This is a genomic window from Mesorhizobium carmichaelinearum, assembly GCF_900199455.1.
GTDB lineage: Bacteria > Pseudomonadota > Alphaproteobacteria > Rhizobiales > Rhizobiaceae > Mesorhizobium > Mesorhizobium carmichaelinearum.
Window position 1 is genome coordinate 259,462 of the sequence record NZ_FZQR01000003.1, and the last position, 20,630, is coordinate 280,091.

Annotated in this window: 17 protein-coding genes; 14 read left to right on the forward strand and 3 right to left on the reverse strand. The window is 63.7% G+C overall.

What is annotated here, in order from left to right:
• Positions 1-88 precede the first annotated feature (88 nt).
• Positions 89-1,621 (reverse strand): sigma-54-dependent transcriptional regulator, encoded by a 1,533-nt coding sequence (locus CKW40_RS07885; RefSeq protein WP_095199717.1) that lies wholly within the window; start codon positions 1,619-1,621, stop codon positions 89-91.
• Between the two features lie 172 nt (positions 1,622-1,793).
• Between CKW40_RS07885 and CKW40_RS07890 the strand changes: the two genes are divergently transcribed.
• The 13 genes from CKW40_RS07890 to CKW40_RS07950 all read left to right on the forward strand — a co-directional run bounded on the left by CKW40_RS07890 (position 1,794) and on the right by CKW40_RS07950 (position 16,391).
• Entirely contained in the window at positions 1,794-3,632 is a 1,839-nt protein-coding gene (locus CKW40_RS07890) for a M3 family oligoendopeptidase (protein WP_179297876.1), read from the forward strand.
• A 361-nt stretch (positions 3,633-3,993) separates the two neighbouring features.
• Positions 3,994-4,773 (forward strand): helix-hairpin-helix domain-containing protein, encoded by a 780-nt coding sequence (locus CKW40_RS07895; protein ID WP_095199388.1) that lies wholly within the window; start codon positions 3,994-3,996, stop codon positions 4,771-4,773.
• Between the two features lie 171 nt (positions 4,774-4,944).
• Entirely contained in the window at positions 4,945-6,102 is a 1,158-nt protein-coding gene (locus tag CKW40_RS07900; protein WP_439330974.1) for an aminodeoxychorismate synthase component I, read from the forward strand.
• Positions 6,051-6,713, forward strand: coding sequence for an aminotransferase class IV family protein (locus tag CKW40_RS07905; protein WP_095199390.1), 663 nt, complete (start codon positions 6,051-6,053; stop codon positions 6,711-6,713). The genes CKW40_RS07900 and CKW40_RS07905 overlap by 52 nt, the downstream gene beginning before the upstream one ends.
• Before the next feature lie 14 nt (positions 6,714-6,727).
• The gene (locus CKW40_RS07910; protein ID WP_095199391.1) at positions 6,728-7,015 is read left to right on the forward strand and encodes a YciI family protein; all 288 of its coding nucleotides are present in this window, start codon (positions 6,728-6,730) and stop codon (positions 7,013-7,015) included.
• Entirely contained in the window at positions 7,012-7,950 is a 939-nt protein-coding gene (locus CKW40_RS07915; RefSeq protein ID WP_095199392.1) for a heme-dependent oxidative N-demethylase family protein, read from the forward strand. Before CKW40_RS07910 ends, CKW40_RS07915 begins: the two co-directional genes overlap by 4 nt.
• A 131-nt stretch (positions 7,951-8,081) precedes the next feature.
• A complete protein-coding gene (locus tag CKW40_RS07920) occupies positions 8,082-9,527 on the forward strand; it encodes a homospermidine synthase (RefSeq protein ID WP_095199719.1) in 1,446 nt (481 codons plus the stop codon).
• A gap of 182 nt (positions 9,528-9,709) precedes the next feature.
• On the forward strand, positions 9,710-10,087 hold the full coding sequence (gene omp10, locus CKW40_RS07925; RefSeq protein WP_095199393.1) for an outer membrane lipoprotein Omp10: 378 nt from the start codon (positions 9,710-9,712) through the stop codon (positions 10,085-10,087).
• Positions 10,088-10,275: 188 nt separating this feature from the next.
• Positions 10,276-12,363 (forward strand): bifunctional metallophosphatase/5'-nucleotidase, encoded by a 2,088-nt coding sequence (locus CKW40_RS07930; protein ID WP_095199394.1) that lies wholly within the window; start codon positions 10,276-10,278, stop codon positions 12,361-12,363.
• Between the two features lie 137 nt (positions 12,364-12,500).
• Positions 12,501-13,565 carry a ferrochelatase gene (gene hemH, locus CKW40_RS07935; RefSeq protein ID WP_095199395.1) on the forward strand — a complete coding sequence of 355 codons (1,065 nt, stop codon included), beginning with the start codon at positions 12,501-12,503 and terminating at the stop codon, positions 13,563-13,565.
• A 54-nt stretch (positions 13,566-13,619) separates the two neighbouring features.
• Positions 13,620-14,831 carry an NAD(P)/FAD-dependent oxidoreductase gene (locus CKW40_RS07940; protein ID WP_095199396.1) on the forward strand — a complete coding sequence of 404 codons (1,212 nt, stop codon included), beginning with the start codon at positions 13,620-13,622 and terminating at the stop codon, positions 14,829-14,831.
• Positions 14,832-14,952: 121 nt separating this feature from the next.
• Positions 14,953-15,903, forward strand: a complete 951-nt coding sequence (locus tag CKW40_RS07945) for an SPFH domain-containing protein (RefSeq protein WP_095199397.1) — start codon at positions 14,953-14,955, stop codon at positions 15,901-15,903.
• Positions 15,904-15,926: 23 nt separating this feature from the next.
• Positions 15,927-16,391 (forward strand): NfeD family protein, encoded by a 465-nt coding sequence (locus CKW40_RS07950; RefSeq protein ID WP_095199398.1) that lies wholly within the window; start codon positions 15,927-15,929, stop codon positions 16,389-16,391.
• A 189-nt stretch (positions 16,392-16,580) separates the two neighbouring features.
• Here the strand turns inward: CKW40_RS07950 and CKW40_RS07955 are convergent, their stop codons facing one another.
• A complete protein-coding gene (locus CKW40_RS07955) occupies positions 16,581-17,582 on the reverse strand; it encodes a KpsF/GutQ family sugar-phosphate isomerase (RefSeq protein WP_095199399.1) in 1,002 nt (333 codons plus the stop codon).
• Positions 17,583-17,790: 208 nt separating this feature from the next.
• Between CKW40_RS07955 and CKW40_RS07960 the strand changes: the two genes are divergently transcribed.
• On the forward strand, positions 17,791-19,587 hold the full coding sequence (locus CKW40_RS07960; protein WP_179297877.1) for an outer membrane beta-barrel protein: 1,797 nt from the start codon (positions 17,791-17,793) through the stop codon (positions 19,585-19,587).
• A gap of 22 nt (positions 19,588-19,609) precedes the next feature.
• Here CKW40_RS07960 and galU read toward each other — a convergent pair whose 3' ends face one another.
• The gene (gene galU / locus CKW40_RS07965) at positions 19,610-20,515 is read right to left on the reverse strand and encodes a UTP--glucose-1-phosphate uridylyltransferase GalU (RefSeq protein ID WP_095199400.1); all 906 of its coding nucleotides are present in this window, start codon (positions 20,513-20,515) and stop codon (positions 19,610-19,612) included.
• Between the last annotated feature and the right edge of the window lie 115 nt (positions 20,516-20,630).

Genomic DNA, 20,630 nt, shown 5'->3' on the forward strand with positions numbered 1-20,630 from the left:
CAAAAGACGCCGGGTCTTGGGCGAACGATACGCATGAAAGCCGAGGACCTGGAACGCGTCGCATGGTTCCGTTTCGACGTGACGCGCTTCAGGATGCGAGGCGATCGACACGACCGGTTTCGGGGTCGATGCCGTATTCCTTGAGCTTGCGGTAAAGCGTCGAGCGGCCGATGCCGAGGCGGCGCGCGACTTCGCTCATCTGGCCGTTGTAATGGTCGATGGCGAGCTTGATCATCTCGAGTTCGACATCGGCCAGCGCCCGCACATTGCCGCGTTCGTCGAGCGCCCGCAGCGTGCCGAATCTGGGCTGGAGCACGGCCGGCCGATCCGGCTCGGCCACCGCGGTATCGCCGGCCGGGACCTCCTCATCGCGGAGCCCCGGCGGCGATGTGAAATGAGGTGCCGTGTCGTCCGTTTCGAGATTGACGGTGCCTTCCACCTGCGCCCGGATCTGCGGAAAGTCATCGACGTCGAGCACGTCGCCGTCGCACAGCACCGAGGCGCGGAAGACGGCGTTTTCGAGCTGCCTTATGTTGCCGGGCCAGTCATAGGCCTGCAGCACGCCAAGCGCTGCCGCCGAAATGCCGTGCAGGCGACGGCGCGGATCGGCTGGCGCCACCTTCTCCATGAAATGCGTGACCAGATGCGGAATGTCGTCGCGGCGGTCGCGCAGCGGCGGCACGAAGATCGGATAGACGTTGAGCCGGTAGAACAAATCCTCGCGGAACTTGCCGTCCTTGACCTGCTGCAAGAGGTTGCGGTGCGTCGCCGAAATCAGCCTGATGTCGACCTTGACGGTCGAGCGGCCGCCGACCGGATCGACCTCACCCTCCTGCACGGCGCGCAACAGCTTGACCTGCACATCCAGCGGCAGGTCGCCGATCTCGTCGAGGAACAACGTGCCCGAATGCGCTTCGACGAACTTGCCGGTGTGCTTGTCGGTGGCGCCGGTGAACGAGCCTCTCTCATGGCCGAACAGGATCGATTCGACCAGATTGTCGGGAATGGCGCCGCAATTGACGGTGACGAAGGGTTTCGAGCGGCGGTCGCCACTGCCCTGGATGGCGCGCGCCACCAGTTCCTTGCCGACGCCGGATTCGCCTTCGATCAGGATCGGGATGTTGGATCCGGCCGCCTTCTGGCCAAGGCGGATCACCCTGTCCATGGCCGGACTGTGGGTGATCATATCCTTGAAGGTCAAAAGGCCGCCGCGCTTGCGCGACGTGCGCTTGACCTCGCCCTCGACCGCCTCGACCTTGAGCGCATTGGCGATCGACGCCTGCAGCCTGTCGGGCGAAGCCGGCTTGACGACGAAATCGAAAGCGCCGTGGCGCATTGCCGAAACGACGGTTTCGATGCCACCCTGGGCGGTCTGGACGATGACCGGAACGGTGATGTTGCGTTCACGCATCGCCTTCAGCACGCCGATGCCGTCGAGACCGGGCATCACGAGGTCGAGGATGACCACGCAGACGTCGCGGGCACCAGTCCCGTCGAGCACTTCGAGGCCGGCGGCGCCGCCGTCGACGACGATTGCCGTGTGGCCGAACCGCGTCACCGCCGCCTCGAGCAGCCGGCGCTGCACGGGATCGTCATCGACTATGAGTATGGAACCTGTCATGACTGTCTTGAACTGCCCGCGCTCGAAATCCCCATGGATCATCTTGGCACAGGGTTCTAAATAAGGTTTCAAAAAACCCGGTGAACGAATTCCTTAGGATTTGACCGGCTTCCCTGTTCCCCCTGATTCTGCTGCTTGATTCTGACCCCATAATTCACAGAAGGTATTGTCGATGCGCATGATGTTTGGTCGGCGGCTTGCGGCACCGGCGTCCGGTCAGGGCGCGGCCGAGCTTGGCGATCTGCCGGAATGGAACCTTGCCGACCTCTATGCCGGCATGGAAGCCCCGGAACTGAAGCGTGACATCGCCAAGGCCGCCGCTGACGCGATCGCTTTCGAGACCCGTTGGAAGGGCACGCTCGCAGCCGAAGCTGGGCGCGGCGACGCTGGCAGGCTGGGCGAGGCGCTGGTCGCTTACGAGGCGCTGGAGGAATTGATCGGCCGCATCGTCTCCTATGCCGGCCTGGTCTATGCCGGCAACACTGCCGACCCGCAGCGCGCCAAGCTCTATGGCGATATCCAGGAGAAGATGACCGACGCCAGTGCACATCTTCTGTTCTTCGCGCTCGAACTTAACCTGATCGAGGACGCCGCGATCGAAAGCGCGCTAGCCGCCGATTCCGCTTTCGGCCACTACCGGCCCTGGGTGCTCGACCTCAGAATGGACAAGCCATACCAGCTCGAGGACCGCGTCGAGCAGCTTTTCCACGAGAAGTCTATCACCGGACGCGGCGCCTGGAACCGCCTGTTCGACGAGACGATGACCGACCTGCGCTTCGACGTCGATGGCGAGGAATTGACGCTGGAGCCGGCGCTCAACCGCCTGCAGGATGCCGACAGCGAGGTGCGCCGCCGCGCCTCCGAGGCGCTGGCCGCGACCTTCCGCAAGAGCCTGCGCACCTTCACGCTGATCACCAACACGCTGGCCAAGGACAAGGAAATTTCCGACCGCTGGCGCGGCTTCGAGGACATTGCCGATTCCCGCCATCTCGCCAACCGCGTCGAGCGCGGCGTGGTCGATGCGCTCGCCACCGCGGTGCGCGAGGCCTATCCGCGCCTGTCGCATCGCTACTACGCGATGAAGGCGCGCTGGCTCGGCATGGAGGTGATGAACCACTGGGACCGCAACGCGCCATTGCCGGAGACGCCGCAAGCAGTGATCGGCTGGGACGAAGCCAGGAACACCGTGCTGTCCGCCTATCAGCGCTTCTCGCCCGAGATGGCCGAGATCGCGCGCACCTTCTTCGACCGCAACTGGATCGACGCGCCGGTGCGCCCGGGCAAGTCGCCCGGCGCCTTTGCCCATCCGACCGTGCCGTCGGCCCACCCCTATGTGCTGCTCAACTACATGGGCAAGCCGCGCGACGTGATGACGCTGGCACATGAGCTCGGCCACGGCGTGCACCAGGTGCTGGCCGCCGGCCAGGGCGCGCTGATGGCCTCGACGCCGCTGACTCTGGCCGAGACGGCATCCGTCTTCGGCGAGATGCTGACCTTCCGCTCGCTGCTCGAGCAGACCACCGACAAGCGTGAGCGCAAGGCCATGCTCGCCCAGAAGGTCGAGGACATGATCAACACGGTGGTCCGCCAGATCGCCTTCTACGAATTCGAGCGCAAGGTGCATGCCGAGCGCCGCAACGGCGAACTGACATCCGACAGGCTCGGCCAGTTCTGGCTGGAAGTGCAGGCCGAAAGCCTCGGCCCCGCGATCAAATTGCGCGAGGGCTACGAAGTGTTCTGGACCTACATCCCGCACTTCATCCACTCGCCCTTCTATGTCTACGCCTATGCTTTCGGCGACTGCCTGGTGAACTCGCTCTACGCCGTCTACCAGAACGCCGAGCGCGGCTTCCAGGACAAGTATTTCGAGATGCTGCGCGCCGGCGGCACCAAGCATCATTCGCAGCTTCTGGCGCCCTTCGGCCTCGACGCCACCGATCCCGCCTTCTGGCAGATCGGGCTTGGCGTGATCAGTGGCCTCATCGACGAGCTGGAATCCCTCGACAGCTGAGATGCCTCTCGCATGGACAGAACAGTTTAGCCGGAATGCATGTCGGGATCGCACTATTATTGCGCTAAATATTTGTTCTTGAAGAACTCTCGGCAGAAGTTTTTCCCATAGCTTTCCACAAGCTCTATGATAGCCTTCGCTCCAAGCTCAGCCGGAGCGCATGCGGATCGGCGAGGGAAAATCTCAGCCGGCCGTGACGCTCAGGCGAACGCGACAACGGCCGTTGGCCATGGGCAAGCAAAGCCGATCGCCGACTGCTCGAACCGAAGCCGGCTGTTCTGCGAACCCGCGGAACCATCATCGAGTAGTCCATCGCCGAAGGCCATGACCCACGGCAGACGGATCTGACTGGAGAGAGACAATGGGCACTTTTTTCTACGTGGTCCTGGCGTTCCTGGTAGGCGTGTTGGTTGGCTGGTTCATCTGGGGTCGCCTGCGCGGTGAGCTCGACAGTCTGCGCGGCGACCTCGACCGCACCCGCAGCGAGCGCGACCGGCTGCGTGCCGACAGCGACCGCCTGACCGGCGAGCTCAATGCATGCGGCAAGACCCGCGCCGACCTCGAGCGCCAGTTGCGCGACGCGCAAGCATCAACGGGTGGCGGCGCAAAGGCGTCAAGCCAACCGGCGGCAGCCCTGGTGTCGACGCCGGCCGCGGCCAAATCCGCACCGGCGGCGGCCAAGGCTGCGCCGGCCAAACCCGCTGCGAAGGCCGCGCCAGCGAAAGCCACCGCCGCCAAGTCGGCAGCACCGAAGCCAGCGGCCGCCAAACCCGCCGCGAGCAAACCCGCAGCAGCCTCCACGGCTTCGGCGGCAAAGAGTTCGCCCGCGCCCAAGCCGGCAGCCACCAAGAAGGCTGCACCGGCGGCGGCCAAGCCAGCCGCGGCCAAACCCGACAATCTGCGCCGGCTGATCGGTATCGGCCCGGTCAACGAGAGGTTGCTCAAGGCGCAAGGCGTTACCACTTACGCCCAGATCGCCGCCTGGACCGCAGCCGACATCAAGCGGATCGAGGACGTGATGAACTTCGATGGCCGCATCGCGCGCGAACGCTGGATCGAGCAGGCCAAGCTGCTCGCCGCCGGTGACGAGAAGGAATTCGCCAAGCAGTTTCCGACAGCCGGAACCGCCAGCAACACCTGATCGGCTGAGGCAGGACAAATTACGACCGGCGGCGCCATGGCGCCGCCGATTTGTTTTGCCGGCAAGGTCAGCCCAGAGGTCGACCCAAAAGGTCGGCTTTGAGGGGCAAGGTGCCGTTCCCTCGATTGCGCGCGGACGGCCCCCCATATAGAGCGATCGACGGCTTCATCGATCCCGGTCCCCATGTCCCTGCCCGCCGCCATTTTCCGCAACGACGAAAGCGCGCGCCAGCTCGTTTTCGACCGGCCGGCCGACATCATCGTGGCGCATGAGGCCCGGGATTTCTTGCCGGCGCTGGAGGCAGCGCAGGCCGCCCACGACGCCGGCAAATGGCTGGCCGGCTATTTTTCCTACGAGGCCGGCTACCTGCTCGAACCGAAACTCGTTCCCTTGCTGCCGAAGGGACGTCGCGCGCCGCTGGTCTGCCTTGGTGTCTTCGATGCTCCGGCCGAAGAAGCGGTACCGCCGCGCAATGCGGCAACTCCGAACGGCCCGATCTTCGATGCCAGGGCGGCCTGGTCATTCGAGGACTACGAGAAACGCTTCTCGCGGCTGCACCAGCACATCAGGCAAGGCGATTGCTACCAAGGCAACCTGACCTTTCCGGTGAATGCGCAATGGTCCGGCGATCCACTGGTCGCCTTCGACGCGCTGACCGAGCGCCAGCCGGTGAAGTATGGCGCGCTGGTCGCGCTGGGTGACCCGATCGTGCTGTCGCGCTCGCCCGAACTGTTCTTCGAGATCGATGCGGCTGGAATGATCGAGACGCATCCGATGAAAGGCACGGCCCCGCGCGGCGCGACCAAGGCCGACGACGAGCGGCAGAAGAATTTCCTGCGCAATGACGAGAAGAACCAGGCTGAGAACCGGATGATCGTCGACCTCCTGCGCAACGACATCTCGCTGATCAGCGAGGTCGGCACGCTGGAAGTGCCGGAACTGTTCCGCATCGAGAGCTACCCGACCGTCCACCAGATGGTGAGCGACGTCAGGGCGAAGCTGCTGCCGGGCCTCACTATCCGCCAGGTCTTTGCCGCACTGTTTCCCTGCGGCTCGATCACCGGCGCGCCAAAGATCCGCGCCATGGAGATCCTGCACGATCTGGAAGGCACGCCGCGCGACGTCTATTGCGGCGCCATCGGCTGGATCGCGCCCGGCGGCACGATGCGCTTTTCCGTGGCGATCCGCACCATCTCGCTCTTTGCCAGTGGCGAGGCCGTCTACAATGTCGGCGGCGGCATCGTCTTCGATTCGACGCCTGAGGAGGAGTATCAGGAGTGTCTGCTCAAAGCCCGCTTCGCGACGGGGACACCGCCGATTTCGAGCTGATCGAGACCATGCGCTGGCAGCCGGAGACGGGCTTCCTGCGCTTCGATCGCCACCTTGCGCGCCTCTATGGCTCGGCGGCGGAGCTTGGCTTTGCCTGCGATCCGCAGGGAATAGGCGCCGTGCTGGGCAAGGCGGTCGACGGCTCCCGAACCGCCATGCGCACGCGGCTCGCTTTGGCGCGCAACGGCGAAGCGACAGCTTCGGCGCAACCCTACGAACCGCTCGCCGCCGACAAGGTCTGGACGCTGCAGCTGGCGCGGACGAGGCTCGATTCGCAAAACACGCTGCTGCGCCACAAGACCAGCCGGCGCCAGCTCTACACCCATGCCCGCTCCGAATATCTCGTCACTCAGGCCGACGAGGTGATCCTGGCCAATGAGCGCGGCGAAATCTGCGAAGGCACCATCACCAATGTCTTCGCCGATTTCGGCAACGGCGTGCTGGCAACGCCCCGGCTCGATTGCGGCCTGCTGCCTGGCGTATTGCGCGCCGAGCTTCTGGATGAAGGCCGGGCTGAAGAAGCGATCTACAGCTACGACGATCTGAAGTCGGCCAAGGCACTCTTTGTCGGCAATTCGCTGCGCGGCTTGATTCCCGCAAGGCAGGTGTGACCAGGGAGAACGCCATGTTCGTCGTTTCGCTGAATTACAAGGTGCCTCTGACCGAGATCGACCGCCTGCAGGCGGCGCATATCGAATGGCTGAAGGCCTGCTATGCGGAGGGCGTCTTCATCGCCTCCGGGCCGAAGAAACCGCGGACCGGCGGCCTCATCATCGCGCAATGTCCGCGCGAGGTCCTCGACGCCAGGCTGGCTGCCGACCCCTTCGCCAATGCAGGCGCCGCGGACTACGAGGTCACCGAATTCCTGGCCAGGATGACCGCCCCCGGTCTCGACGCTTTCAAGGAAGCATGAGCTTGGTCGAGGCCCTGCCCACCCACACCCCTTATGATGGCTCGTCGAAGCTGTTCAACATCGGGCTGAAACCGCTTGAGCCGGCAAACTGGATCGAGGTCGACGGCCATCTCCTGCCCTATCTGGTCGAGAAGCGTCGACTCTACGGCGAGATCCCGGAGCGGGTTTTCGTCGAGGAGGACGGCACACGGGGCGCTCAGCAGGAAGTGCTCGACTTGCTCGGTGCGTATCTGCCGGAGCGATTTCCGGACACCCATCGCCGCACCGATGCGGGCATCGCGGTGGTGGGTGCGGCGAACCACCCAGCTTTGCCTCCGGGTCTTGCCGACGCGCCGCTGGTTGCGGCCTCGCTGCTGGTCCAGGAAGACCTGATCCTGATGCGTCGCGACGACAGCGGCTGGCGGCTGGCCGCAGGCTCGCTGTGTTTTCCCTCGTCCTGGTCGCTGCTCGAAAAGTTCGGCAAGCCGCTGCAGCGGATCCACGAGCCCGTGCCGGGCTTCGGCCCGGGCACGCGTCCCGCTGCATTGATCAACCGCATGTTCGATGGCCTGCAGGGCCAGGCGGTCGAGCGCTTCAACTGGTCGATCCAGGCCGACAATGCGCTCTACCATCCGCTGTCCAACATCGAACGCATCGACCGCGCCACCAACCGCCCGACACGCTTCCCCGACGGCGACGTCAAGGCGCACGCCTTCATCCGCGTCGAGCGTCAGACGCTGCGCAAGCTGCCGTCCTCGCGCGACATCCTGTTCACCATCCGCATCCATCTCGACCCGCTCGCCGTGCTGGCGCGGCATCCGGACCGGGCGACGCTGGCACTGTCCTTTGCCGCCCAGCTCGAAACGCTCGACCTCGACCAGCTCGACTACAAGGGCCTGACATCGGACCGCGACCGGCTGATCGCCGTCCTTAACCACATGGCCAAGGGCGGCTAGCCGCGGGTTGGCGCTTTTCGCTGGTTTATGACAATGATCTGTGATGTAGCGCATGACCGTCGGGCGAAAATGCCCGGGTTTTGCGGGTGTTTGCCTGGCTTTTGCAGATGTTTGAAGGAGTGCTCGATAAAATGGCGAATGAAAACTGGCCCGTTTACGGTGAGATCACCGGCCCTGTGGTGATGATCGGCTTCGGCTCGATCGGACGGGGAACGCTGCCGCTCATCGAACGCCATTTCAAGTTCGACAAGTCGCGCATGACGGTCCTCGACCCACGCGACACCGACCGCAAGCTGCTCGACGAGCGCGGCATCGCCTTCGTCCAGGAAGCGGTGACCGAGAAGAACTACAAGAAGCTTCTGACGCCGCTTTTGACCAATGGCGGCGGCCAGGGCTTCTGCGTCAACCTGTCGGTCGATACCGGCTCGGTTGACCTGATGCGGCTCTGCCGCAAGCTCGGCGTGCTTTACATCGACACCGTCGTCGAGCCGTGGCTCGGCTTCTATTTCGACGCCAAGGCCGACAATGCCAGCCGCACCAACTATGCGCTGCGCGAGGCGATGATCCAGGAGAAGCAGGACAAGCCCGGTGGTGCTACCGCCGTCTCCACCTGCGGTGCCAATCCCGGCATGGTCTCATGGTTCGTCAAGCAGGCACTGGTCAACCTCGCCACCGATCTTGGCCTTGAGTTTTTGGAGCCGGCGCAGGAGGACCGCGAGGGCTGGGCGAAGCTGATGAAGAAGGCCGGCGTCAAGGGCATTCACATCGCCGAACGCGACACCCAGCGCACCAAGAAGCCGAAGCCGATGGATGTGTTCTGGAACACCTGGTCGGTCGAGGGCTTCATCTCCGAGGGCCTGCAGCCGGCCGAACTCGGCTGGGGCACGCATGAGAAGTGGATGCCGAAGAACGCCAAGAAGCACAAGCACGGCTCCAAGGCCGCGATCTATCTTGAGCAGCCCGGCGCCAACACCCGCGTGCGCTCGTGGTGCCCGACACCGGGCCCGCAATACGGCCTGCTGGTGACGCATAATGAGGCGATCTCGATCGCCGATTTCTTCACAGTGCGCTCCAAGAAGGGCAAGGTGCAGTACCGGCCAACCTGCCACTATGCCTACCATCCCTGCAACGACGCGATGCTGTCGCTGGACGAGATGTTCGGCGCCGCCGGCAAGCCTCAGCCGGTGCACCACGTGCTCGACGAAAATGAACTCGTCGACGGCGTCGACGAGCTCGGCGTCCTGCTCTACGGCCACGACAAGAATGCCTACTGGTACGGTTCGCACCTCTCGCTCGCCGAGGCGCGCAAGCTGGCGCCCTATCAGAACGCCACCGGTATGCAGGTCACCTCGGCGGTTCTGGCCGGCATGGTCTGGGCTCTGGAAAACCCGGATGCCGGCATCGTCGAGGCCGACGAGATGGACTACAAGCGCTGCCTGGAAGTGCAGTCGCCCTATCTTGGACCGATCGAAGGCCATTACACCGACTGGACGCCGCTCGACAGGCGCCCGGGCCTCTTCCCGGAGGACCTCGACCGCAGCGACCCGTGGCAATTCCGCAACATCCTCGTCCGATAGCACCCTGCGCACCATACGCCATTGCCTTGCAATCGCCCGGAAATCGGGCGATTGAAGAGATGCGGCCTGGGGCAGCGTGCGTCTTGCGGGACGCGCGCCCGCTCCAGCACTTTGGACGTTCGCCTCGTGCCTGCCAAAATCGAAACCGATTTTTGGGCCGATGCGTTTGGAGAGGATTTCAGATGACTATTGCGCGCAAAGTTCTTTCGATGGGCGTGGCGGGTTCCTTTGCCATGATGCTCGCTGCCTGCACGACCAGCGGCCCTGACCAGCCGCCGATGGCAGCCGCGCCGAAAGGCGTCGAGGGCTCGTGGATCGATGCCAAGGGCACCGGCCTGTCGACCTTCACCGGTGGCAAGTTCACGACCGTCGCCACCGACACCGGCCAGAAGCTTGCCGATGGAAGCTACACGATGACCGGCGCCACATCGGTCGAGATCAACGGGACGTCGCTGATCCGGCAGACACCGGTCAGCTTCAACTGCCTGCTGATCTCCACCAGCCAGCTGAACTGCACCAGTTCGTCCGGCCAGAATTTTGTCCTGACGCGACGCGCCTGAACCGGCAAACATCGGACTCATCGGGACGGCGGCCACAGGCCGCCGTTCTTTTTTGCGCTTGCAAACACAGCTGGCATTTCCGCTTGCGTCAGCCGGAACGCGATGGGAACATGGTCAAAACGCTGGCTGTTATATCCCAGTCAAGCACAGGCATTAAACGCCTCTGATCAGCCTACCGGGAGACGAAGATGAAGAAGCTTGCCGCTATTGCCGCCTTGTCCGTATCGACGCTTGGCCTGTCGGCCGGCGCATCCTTTGCCGACTACACATTGAACATTTTGCATTTCAACGATTGGCACAGCCGCATCGAAGGCAACAACAAATACGAGTCGACCTGTTCAGCCGACGAGGAGACCAAGGGCGAATGCATTGGCGGCGCCGGCCGGCTGATCACGGCGATTGCCCAGGAACGCAAGAAGCTCGAAGGGCAGAACGTGCTGCTGCTCAATGCAGGCGACAGCTTCCAGGGATCGCTGTTCTACACCACCTACAAGGGCGCCGTGGAAGAGGAATTCCTCAATCAGATCAAGCCCGACGCGGTGACGCTCGGCAACCACGAATTCGACGACGGCGAGAGCGCGCTGGTGCCTTACCTCGACAAGGCGAAGTTCCCGGTCGTCAGCGCCAATGTCGTGCCCAACGACAAGTCCGGCGCAGCAGGCAAGATCAAGCCGTCGATCGTCGTCGAAGTCGGCGGACAGAAGATCGGCATCGTCGGCGCCGTCACCAACGACACGCCTGAACTCGCCTCCCCCGGCCCCAACATCGCGATCGCGGACGACGTCAAGTCGATCACCGCGGAAGTCGAGAAGCTCAAGGCGCAAGGCGTCAACAAGATCATCGCCGTGACCCATATCGGCTATAACAGGGAGCGCGATATCATCGCCAAGATCCCGGGCATCGACGTCGTTGTCGGCGGCCACAGCCATACGCTCTTGTCGAACACCGATCCGAAGGCGGCAGGCCCCTATCCGACGATGGTCGACAACCCGGACGGCTACAAGGTGCCGGTGGTGCAGGCGGCCTCCTATTCGAAATATCTCGGCGAGTTCAAGGTGGTGTTCGACGACAATGGCGTCGTCAAATCGGCGAGCGGCGACCCGATCTTTCTCGACAAGTCGATCACGCCCGATCCCGCCGTGCTCGCCCGCATCAAGGAACTCGGCGCGCCGATCGAGGCCCTGAAGAACAAGGAAGTGGCCGAGACCACCGATGTCATCGACGGTAGCCGCGACAATTGCCGCGCCAGGGAATGCGCGATGGGCAACCTCGTCTCCGACGCTATACTCGACCGCGTCAAGGGACAGGGCGTCGAGATCGTCATCTCCAATGGCGGCGGCCTGCGCGCCTCGATCGACAAGGGCACCGTCACCATGGGTGAGGTGCTGACCGTGCTGCCGTTCCAGAACACGCTGGCGACCTTCCAGATTTCCGGCAAGGACCTGGTCGCCGGTCTCGAAGGCGGTCTCAGCCAGATCGAGGACGGCGCCGGCCGCTTCCCGCAGGTGGCGGGCCTCAAATATTCCTTCGACAAGTCGGTCGCGCCCAATGCCGGCCGCGTCAAGTCGGTCGAGGTGATGGAGAACGGCGCCTGGGCGCCGATCAAGCCCGACAAGGACTATCTCGTCGCCACCAACAATTATGTCCGCCAGGGCGGTGACGGCTACAAGGTCTTCGCCGAAAAGGCCAAGAACGCCTATGATTACGGCCCTGGCCTCGAACAGGTGGTTGCCGACTATCTCGGCGCCCACCGGCCCTACACGCCCAAGCTCGACGGCCGCATCACCGAGATCGCCGCGACTGTAGCGGCGGCCCCCGCCGCCGAGCCTGCCAAGCCAGCCGAACCGGCAAAGCCGGCCGAGGCAGCGCCGGCAACCCCGGCGCCCGCACCGGCCGAGGCAGCCAAACCAGCTGAACCGGCGAAGCCCGCTGAAGCAGCACCTGCACCAGCCGAACCCGCGAAGCCTGCAGAACCGGCAAAGCCCGCCGAAGCAGCACCTGCACCGGCAGAACCCGCCAAGCCTGCCGAACCGGCAAAGCCCGCGGAAGCGGCACCTGCGCCGGCAGAACCCGCCAAGCCTGCCGAACCGGCAAAGCCCGCTGAAACCGCGCCCGCCACGGGCAGTCATGTCATCGTCACCGGCGATACCTACTGGGATCTGGCCAAGAAGGCCTATGGCGACGCGACCAAGTGGAAGCTGATCTATGAAGCCAACAAGGGTCAACGGCCGCATCGGCTTATGCCCGGCGCGACGCTGACCATCCCGGCGAAGTAAAGTCACTTCGCCTGTTCCGACGCCAAGCCCGTCCGGGAAACCGGGCGGGCTTTTCGTTCTCTGCTAAGGTGCGGCCAGACGTTGCATTGAAAACCGGCGCGCCATCGCTAGTTTCACGCCGTGTCCGGAGAACCCTTATGACGCTTTCCATTCCTGTCGATCCCAAAGCCGCGAAGGCCCTCGGCCCACGGCCGGCCGGGCATCCGCCGGTCAAGACCGGCAAGGTCGGTGTCATGCTGGTCAATCTCGGCACGCCTGACGGCACCGACTTCAAGCCGATGTGGCGGTATCTCAGGGAATTCCTGTCCGATCCGCGCGTCATCGAGCTCAACAGGGCGATCTGGTATCCGATCCTCTACGGTCTCGTGCTCACCACGCGGCCGAAGAAGTCGGGAGCCAACTATGCCCGTATCTGGAACCGGGAAAGGAACGAGTCGCCACTGCGCACCTATACCCGCGCCCAGAGCGAAAAGCTGGCCGAGGCGCTGCGCGATTTGCCCGAAGTCGTCGTCGACTGGGCGATGCGGTATGGCAATCCTTCGACCGCTAGCGTGGCTCAGGGACTGGTCGACAAAGGCTGCGACCGCATTCTTTCGTTCCCTCTCTATCCCCAATATTCGGCGACCACGACGGCAACCGCCAACGACCAGCTGTTTCGCGCCTTGATGAAGATGCGCGCAGCCCCCGCCATCCGCAGCGTGCCGCCTTACTATGACGAGCCTGTCTATATCGAGGCGCTGGCGCGTTCGATCGAGCAGAACCTCGCGACGCTGGATTTCGAGCCGGAAGTGGTCATCGCCTCATACCACGGCATCCCAAAACCCTACTTCGAAAAGGGCGATCCCTACCATTGCCACTGCCTGAAGACGACGCGGCTGTTGCGCGACAGGCTCGGCTGGGACGATAAGAAGCTGATCACCACCTTCCAGTCGCGCTTCGGCGCGCAGGAATGGCTGCAGCCCTACACCGACAAGACCGTGGAGAAACTCGGCAAGGACGGGGTGAAATCGATCGCCATCGTCAATCCCGGCTTTTCCGTCGACTGCATCGAGACGCTGGACGAGATCGGCCGCGAGGCGGCCGAGACTTTTCATCACGCCGGCGGCAAGAACTTCGCCCACATTCCTTGCCTCAACGACAGCGCCGAAGGCATGGCGGTGATCGAGGCGATGGTGCGGCGCGAACTGTCCGGCTGGATCTAGCACCCGGAACAACGGCCACTCCGGAGCGTTGAGGCGCACCTTCCGGAGAATTGAATGCCCCGCAAACTCGACCTCAGAACCGGCCGGCCCGTCTGGTCCGCCTATCGCGCACCTGCCGTGCCGACATCGGGGCTGACCCGCGACGCCAAGACCGACGTGCTGGTCATCGGCATGGGCATCAGCGGCGCCATGATGGCCGAGGCGCTGACGGCGGACGGCCATCAGGTCATCTGCATCGACCGGCGCGGACCGCTGAAAGGCTCGACCGCCGCGACCACGGCGCTGGTGCAATTCGAAATCGACCAGCCGCTTTCAACACTCTCGAAAATGATCGGCAAGGCCAAGGCACAGCAGGCCTGGCGACGCTCACGGCTCGCTGTTTCCAACCTGGCTGGCCGTATCGAGCATCTCGCAATCGACTGTCGCCTGAGCCGCACCCAGTCGCTATATCTGGCCGGCACGGTGCTTGGCCCGTCGGAACTGCGCGATGAAGCCGAAGCGCGGCGTCAAGCGGGCATTGCCGCCACCTATCTGACGCCGCAGCCGCTGGCGGAGACATTCGGCATCGACCGCGGCGGCGCCATCCTCAGCCACGGTAACATCGCGCTCGACCCGCGCAAGCTGACTGCCGGGTTGCTGTTGAAGGCGCTGGAGCGCAAGGCACGTTTCTACACGCCCGTTGAAGCGACGGCGATCACGGACAGTACCGACGAGGTGACCGTGGCCACGAAAGACGGCCCCACCATCACAGCACGGCATGTTGTCCTGGCCACCGGCTACGAGCTGGTCGATATCGTGCCGGCCACCGCCCACCGGATCATCTCGACCTGGGCGATCGCGACACGCCCGCAACCGCGAAAGCTGTGGCCGGGTCCGGCGTTCATTTGGGAAGCGTCGGATCCCTATCTCTATATCAGGGCGACGGCCGACGGCCGCGTCATCTGCGGCGGCGAGGACGAGGATTTTGTCGACGAGACGCGGCGCGACGAACTGATCCCCGACAAGAGTGCCCCTATTGCCGAAAAACTCGGCCGGTTATTCCCGCATCTCGACGTCAAGCCTGAGTTCGCCTGGACCGGCTCGTTCGGTACCACATCCACCGGCCTGCCCTATATCGGCGCCATCCCCAGGCGACCGCGCATCCATGCGATCATGGGTTACGGTGGTAATGGCATCACCTTCTCGCGGATCGCTTCCGAAATTATTTCGGCTTCGATCAAAGGACTCGCCGACGCGGATGCAAGCCTGTTTGCCTTCAACCGGTGATAGCAGATCTACAAACAATCCTTCATCACCTGATTGTAACGTATCTGAAACACACTTAAGTCTTTGGTGAAGTCGGCTGCGCGGGAATGGCTCTCGCGGCCTGCTTCTGAGGGAGAGCCAAATGGATTTCAGTGGTTTCGATATTGCGGTCATTGTTCTTGTCGCGCTTGTCGTACTGGTGCTTTTCAAAGGCATCAAGACAGTTCCGCAAGGCTACAACTATACGGTCGAACGCTTTGGTCGTTACACCAGGACACTGAGCCCCGGCCTCAACATCATTACACCCTTCGTCGACCGCATCGGCGCCAAGATGAACATGATGGAGCAGGTGCTCGACGTTCCGAGCCAGGAGATCATCACCCGCGACAACGCCATCGTCGGTGTCGACGGCATCGCCTTCTACCAGATCCTCAATGCGGCACAGGCCGCCTATCAGGTTGCCGGCCTGCAGAACGCCATCCTCAACCTGACGATGACCAACATCCGTACCGTCATGGGTTCGATGGACCTCGATGAGCTGTTATCCAACCGCGACGCCATCAATGAGCGTCTGCTGCGCGTCGTCGACGAGGCGGCGCATCCGTGGGGCATCAAGATCACCCGCGTCGAGATCAAGGACATCAACCCGCCGGCCAATCTTATCGAATCGATGGGCCGCCAGATGACCGCCGAGCGCAACAAGCGTGCGCAGATCCTCGCCGCCGAAGGCCTCAAGCAGTCGCAGATCCTCGAAGCCGAGGGCCGCAAGGAAGCCGCCTTCCGCGACGCCGAGGCCCGCGAGCGCTCAGCCGAGGCCGAAGCCCGCGCCACCCAGGTGGTGTCGGAAGCGATTTCCAAGGGCGACGTGCAGGCGCTGAACTACTTCGTCGCGCTGAAATACACCGAAGCTCTTGGCAGGATCGGCACCGCCACCAACAGCAAGATCGTGCTGATGCCCTTCGAGGCATCGTCGCTAATCGGCTCGCTCGGCGGCATTGGCGAAATCGCCAAAGAAGTCTTCCGCACCGAAGGCACGAGCGGCGCGCAAAGGCAGGCCGCCCGCCCGCCAGTCGTTCGTCCGACCGATAATTAAAGTCTCCAACATAGGAGAACACCATGATCGATCGTGTCATTTCCGAACTCGGCCCGTGGAGCTGGATGGTTCTGGGCTTCGTCCTGCTGGTGATGGAAATCATCGCGCCCGGCATCTTCATGCTGTGGATCGGCATCGCCGCGCTCATCATCGGCGCGGTGTCACTGCTGATCTGGGATGCGGCTATTTGGACCTGGCAGATCCAGGTCCTCGCCTTCCTGGCGCTGTCGCTGGTCTCGGCCTATGTCGGCAAGAGATTGGTCGGCGGACGCCATGATCCGACGGACCAGCCACTGCTCAACCGCCGCGGCGCCCAGATGGTCGGCCGCATGGCGACACTTGCCGAACCAATCAAGGACGGTCGCGGCCGCATCAAGCTCGGCGACACGCTGTGGCGCGTCTCCGGCCCGGACCTGCCGGCCGGCACGCAGGTGCGTGTGACGAGCGCCGCGGATACGGACCTGGAACTGACGGTGGAACGGGTCTGAATTTTCAGACAGCGCCGACGCGCAAGGTGTATTGAGATTCAGGTCAGGCCGAGCCGAGAACGATGGCTTTCAAGAACCGGAGCGGAGCGTACTTAGGTACGTGAGCACAGTTCTATTGCGACGCAATAGAACGGGGAAGCGCAGAAAGCTGCCGTTCGCAGGCCGGCCTCACCTGAATATGAATGCACCTCAGGCTGCGCCGATGCGCAGCAGGTCATGGAAATGCACCACGCCGAGCGGCATGTTGTTCCTGGTCACCACCAGCGCGCCGATATTGTGCTCGTTGAGCAGCGCGATCGCCGTGCCGGCAAGCGTCTGCGGGTCGACCGTCTTGGGCGTGCGGGTCATCACCTCGTCGACGATGACGTCGGCCAGATTGCGGTGCAGGTTGCGCGCGACATCGCCGTCGGTGATGATCCCGGCCAATTCGCCATTGGTGTCGACGATCAGGACACAGCCGACCTTCTTCTGCGACAGGGTCATCACCGCTTCCGGCATCTTGGTGCCGAGCACGGCGAGTGGCATCTGGTCGCCGACCCGCATGATCTCGGAAACCATGGTCAGATTGGCGCCGAGCTGGCCGCCGGGATGGAAGGTGCGGAAATGGTCCGGCGTGAAGCCGCGCGCCTCGAGCAGCGCGATCGCCAGCGCATCGCCGATGACCAGTTGAAGCAGCGTCGACGTCGTCGGCGCCAGGCCGTGCGGACAGGCCTCCGGGGTGCGCGGCAAAAGCAGCACAACGTCGGCCGCGCGCGCCAGTGCCGATGTCTCGCCCGATGTGACGGCGATGAGCGGAATGGAAAAACGCCTGGAATAGGCGACGATACCAAGCATCTCCTTGCTCTCGCCGGACCATGAGATGGCGATGATGGCATCGTCCTTGGCGATCATGCCGAGATCGCCATGGTTGGCCTCGACGGGATGAACGAAGAAAGCCGGTGTGCCGGTCGAAGCCAGCGTCGCCGCGATCTTCGAGCCGATATGGCCGCTTTTGCCGACGCCGGTGACGATCAGCCGGCCTTCGATCTTCGAGATCATGTCGACGGCCTGCGCGAAAGGCGCGGCCAGTCCGTTCTCGAGCGCTTCGGCAAGGGCGGCGATTCCGGCCTGCTCGGTTGCCACCGTTCTCAGTGCCGAATCAATCGACGCTTGCCTGTCCAGGGGCTTCTTATCGAGGGATCTCGCATGCATGGATGATGCGATTAGCGCGTTGCCGCCCGCCTGTCCAACAGAAATGGCGCCGATGCCCAGGCGGCGGAGGCTTCGGACAGGTCACACGACCCCGCAAACAGCGGCACTTTAACCGGGCGAACGATCGTCGCCTCAACCCTCCGTTAACCATCCCCATTTACGGTTCGGTAAGTATGGCGCGCACAGCGCCGCGCAAGCAGTGGTGGCGATGTCCGGGGCCCAGCCAGAAAAATCGAGAGGACGACAGGGCAAGGCGGTCTGCGCCCTGCTGCTGGCGACCAGCATGCTTGCCTTGCTGCGCCCGAGCGCCCTTCACGCCCAGGAAACCGAGCTGCGCGGCGAGGTTTCCGAATCGGCGATCCTGTCCGACCAGCAGCGCAAGGCAAGGCAGCTCGCCCTTGCCGCCCAGGGCCAGCAGGCGCCGGGCAGCGCGCAGGACGATACGCCGCCGCGCACCTATTTGCCGGCCAGCGCCGGCGCCGTCCCCGACGACACGAACGCCGATGCCGCCACCGGCAGCATTTTCGATCCGCTGCAGGCGACCGACGACACGTCCAGCGACAATGCAACGCCGCCCAAGCCCCGCCGCCGGCCATCGAGCGCCGGGCAGAACGCGGCGGATCAGGACAAGACCAAAGCGGGCACCAAGACGGCCGACAAGCTGAAAAAGAAGAAAAAAACGACGGCTGCAACCACCGACACCACCGCTTCAACGACCGCCTCCGCGACGGGCGCTGCCGGCACGACCGACAAGGATGAGGAGACGGCCAACCGCCGCGCGCTCACCGTCGACAGCACCGACAGGCAGAAGCTCGACCCAGGCGCCGAGCGCACCGCCGCCATTGAAGGCCAGAACAAGAAAGCCGAAGAGGATCCGTTCGCCCCTACCGGCGTCAAATGGGGTTCCTTCGTCATCCGCCCGTCGATCGAACAGGGCCTGACCGCCACCACGAACGGCGATTCGAGCAGTGCCGGCACGTCGGCGCTTCTGTCGGAGACGGCGTTGCGCTTTACCGCCGTTTCCGACTGGCGTGAGAACTCCGCCACCATCGACGGCTACGGCCTGTTCCGCGAGACGGTGTCGGGCTACCCAGTTCACAATGCGCAGGGCCGCATCGAAGGCCAGCTCAATGTCGACCTCGACAACGAACTGCGCGCCATCGCCAAGCTCGGCTATGAAGCCGTGCCGGAATCCGCCTCTTCGCCCGATGCCATTGCCGGCGTCAGCACCCAGCCGCTGCGACAGACAATCGACGGCAGCCTTGGAGTCGAAAAGCACATCGGCAAGATGCAGTACACGCTGACCGGCGCGGTCTCGCACGACTTCTATGGCGACGCCAAGCTTTCGGACGGCACGTCGCTGTCGCAGAAGGATCAGGACAACACGCTCTACACGGCGACCCTGCGCACCGGCTACGAAATCTCCCCGGCCCTCACCCCGTTCACCGAAGTCGAGGTCGGTCGCCGGGCCTACGATCAGCGCATCGACAATGAAGGCTTCGAGCGTTCCTCGACGCGGCTCGGCGCTCGCGCCGGCCTGCAACTCGACATGGGCGAGAAACTGTCCGGTGAATTCTCGGCGGGCTGGCTGAGGGAAGCGATCGACGACAAGAGCCTGGAGGCGATTTCGGGCGCCACCGTCAACGCCGACCTCAAATGGTCGCCGGAACGCGGCACCACGATCGGCCTGACCGGCAAGACGACCGTCGAGACCACGACCACATCAGGGGAAAGCGGCGACATCCTCTACTCCGGCCGCCTGACCGCCGAACGCCAGATCCGCGCCAATCTCACCGCGAATGCGGCTTTGGGCCTCGACTGGCGCCACTATGTCGGCATCGATGGCCATGACAGGATCTTGAGCGCCGAGACCGGGCTGACTTGGTGGCTGAACCGCTATGCCGGCCTCACCACCCGGTTGAGAACCGAGAAGCTGACCAGCAACCTGCCCGGCCGCGACTACACCGCCAACAGCCTCTACCTCGGCGTGAAAGTGCAACGCTGAGGACGTCTGATCGGCGTAGGGCCTAGAACGCGGCCCCGCGCCGCTGTGACGGCTTCATTTCATCAAGAAGCGTGCGGATGACGCCGGCCATGTTCTCGTTCATGTCGCTGCGCCACAGCGCGAAGGCGACATTGGCCTCGACGAAGCCTTCGGGCGAACCGCAGTCGAATGTGCGGCCCTGATAGTGGTAGCCGTAAAAAGCCTGCTGCTTCTCCAGCTTCAGCATCGCGTCGGTCAGCTGGATCTCGTTGCCGGCGCCCTTTTCCTGGCCTTCGAGGATCTTGAAGATCTCAGGCTGCAGGATGTAGCGGCCGTTGATGTAGAGGTTGGATGGCGCGGTGCCGGTCTTCGGCTTCTCCACCATCTCGGTGATGCGGAAGCCGTGATGCGTGTCTTCGCCGCGGCCGACAATGCCGTATTTGTGGGCCTCCGCCGGGTCGCATTCCTGCACGGCAATGATGTTGTTGCCGGTTTCCTCGTAGAGCTCGACCATCGACTTCATGCAGCTCTTTTCCGACTGCATGATCATATCGGGCAGCAGCAGCGCGAACGGCTCGTCGCCGACCAGTTCGCGCGCGCACCAGACGGCATGGCCGAGCCCCATCGGCACCTGCTGGCGGGTGAAGCTGGTCTGCCCCGGCGCCGGCTGCAGCCGCTGCAGGCGGGCAAGCTGCTCGTCCTTGCCGCGCTGGGCCAGCGTGTCATAGAGCTCGAACTGGATATCGAAATGATCCTCGATGACCGCCTTGTTGCGGCCGGTCACGAAGATGAAATGCTCGATGCCGGCCTCGCGCGCCTCATCCACCACATACTGGATGACTGGCCGGTCGACGACCGTCAGCATCTCCTTGGGAACAGCCTTGGTGGCCGGGAGGAACCGCGTGCCGAGACCGGCGACCGGGAAAACTGCTTTGCGAACTCTCTTCATACTTTCAATTATCCGTTTGCTGGCCGGCTCCGCAATCCCCGTCTCGCGACATTTTCACGCCGGAATTGAAGATTACTGGGGCGGGCGAGGGAAACTTCCACCGGTTAAAGCATCG

What these genes read in the sequence shown, in the direction of transcription:
- galU (WP_095199400.1), bottom strand. Translation starts at nt 20,515, where the DNA reads ATGAAGAGAGTTCGCAAAGCAGTTTTCCCGGTCGCCGGTCTCGGCACG.
- omp10 (WP_095199393.1), top strand. Translation starts at nt 9,710, where the DNA reads ATGACTATTGCGCGCAAAGTTCTTTCGATGGGCGTGGCGGGTTCCTTT.
- CKW40_RS07895 (WP_095199388.1), top strand. Translation starts at nt 3,994, where the DNA reads ATGGGCACTTTTTTCTACGTGGTCCTGGCGTTCCTGGTAGGCGTGTTG.
- CKW40_RS07945 (WP_095199397.1), top strand. Translation starts at nt 14,953, where the DNA reads ATGGATTTCAGTGGTTTCGATATTGCGGTCATTGTTCTTGTCGCGCTT.
- CKW40_RS07930 (WP_095199394.1), top strand. Translation starts at nt 10,276, where the DNA reads ATGAAGAAGCTTGCCGCTATTGCCGCCTTGTCCGTATCGACGCTTGGC.
- hemH (WP_095199395.1), top strand. Translation starts at nt 12,501, where the DNA reads ATGACGCTTTCCATTCCTGTCGATCCCAAAGCCGCGAAGGCCCTCGGC.
- CKW40_RS07910 (WP_095199391.1), top strand. Translation starts at nt 6,728, where the DNA reads ATGTTCGTCGTTTCGCTGAATTACAAGGTGCCTCTGACCGAGATCGAC.
- CKW40_RS07920 (WP_095199719.1), top strand. Translation starts at nt 8,082, where the DNA reads ATGGCGAATGAAAACTGGCCCGTTTACGGTGAGATCACCGGCCCTGTG.
- CKW40_RS07885 (WP_095199717.1), bottom strand. Translation starts at nt 1,621, where the DNA reads ATGACAGGTTCCATACTCATAGTCGATGACGATCCCGTGCAGCGCCGG.
- CKW40_RS07955 (WP_095199399.1), bottom strand. Translation starts at nt 17,582, where the DNA reads ATGCATGCGAGATCCCTCGATAAGAAGCCCCTGGACAGGCAAGCGTCG.
- CKW40_RS07950 (WP_095199398.1), top strand. Translation starts at nt 15,927, where the DNA reads ATGATCGATCGTGTCATTTCCGAACTCGGCCCGTGGAGCTGGATGGTT.
- CKW40_RS07940 (WP_095199396.1), top strand. Translation starts at nt 13,620, where the DNA reads ATGCCCCGCAAACTCGACCTCAGAACCGGCCGGCCCGTCTGGTCCGCC.
- CKW40_RS07890 (WP_179297876.1), top strand. Translation starts at nt 1,794, where the DNA reads ATGCGCATGATGTTTGGTCGGCGGCTTGCGGCACCGGCGTCCGGTCAG.
- CKW40_RS07960 (WP_179297877.1), top strand. Translation starts at nt 17,791, where the DNA reads ATGTCCGGGGCCCAGCCAGAAAAATCGAGAGGACGACAGGGCAAGGCG.
- CKW40_RS07915 (WP_095199392.1), top strand. Translation starts at nt 7,012, where the DNA reads ATGAGCTTGGTCGAGGCCCTGCCCACCCACACCCCTTATGATGGCTCG.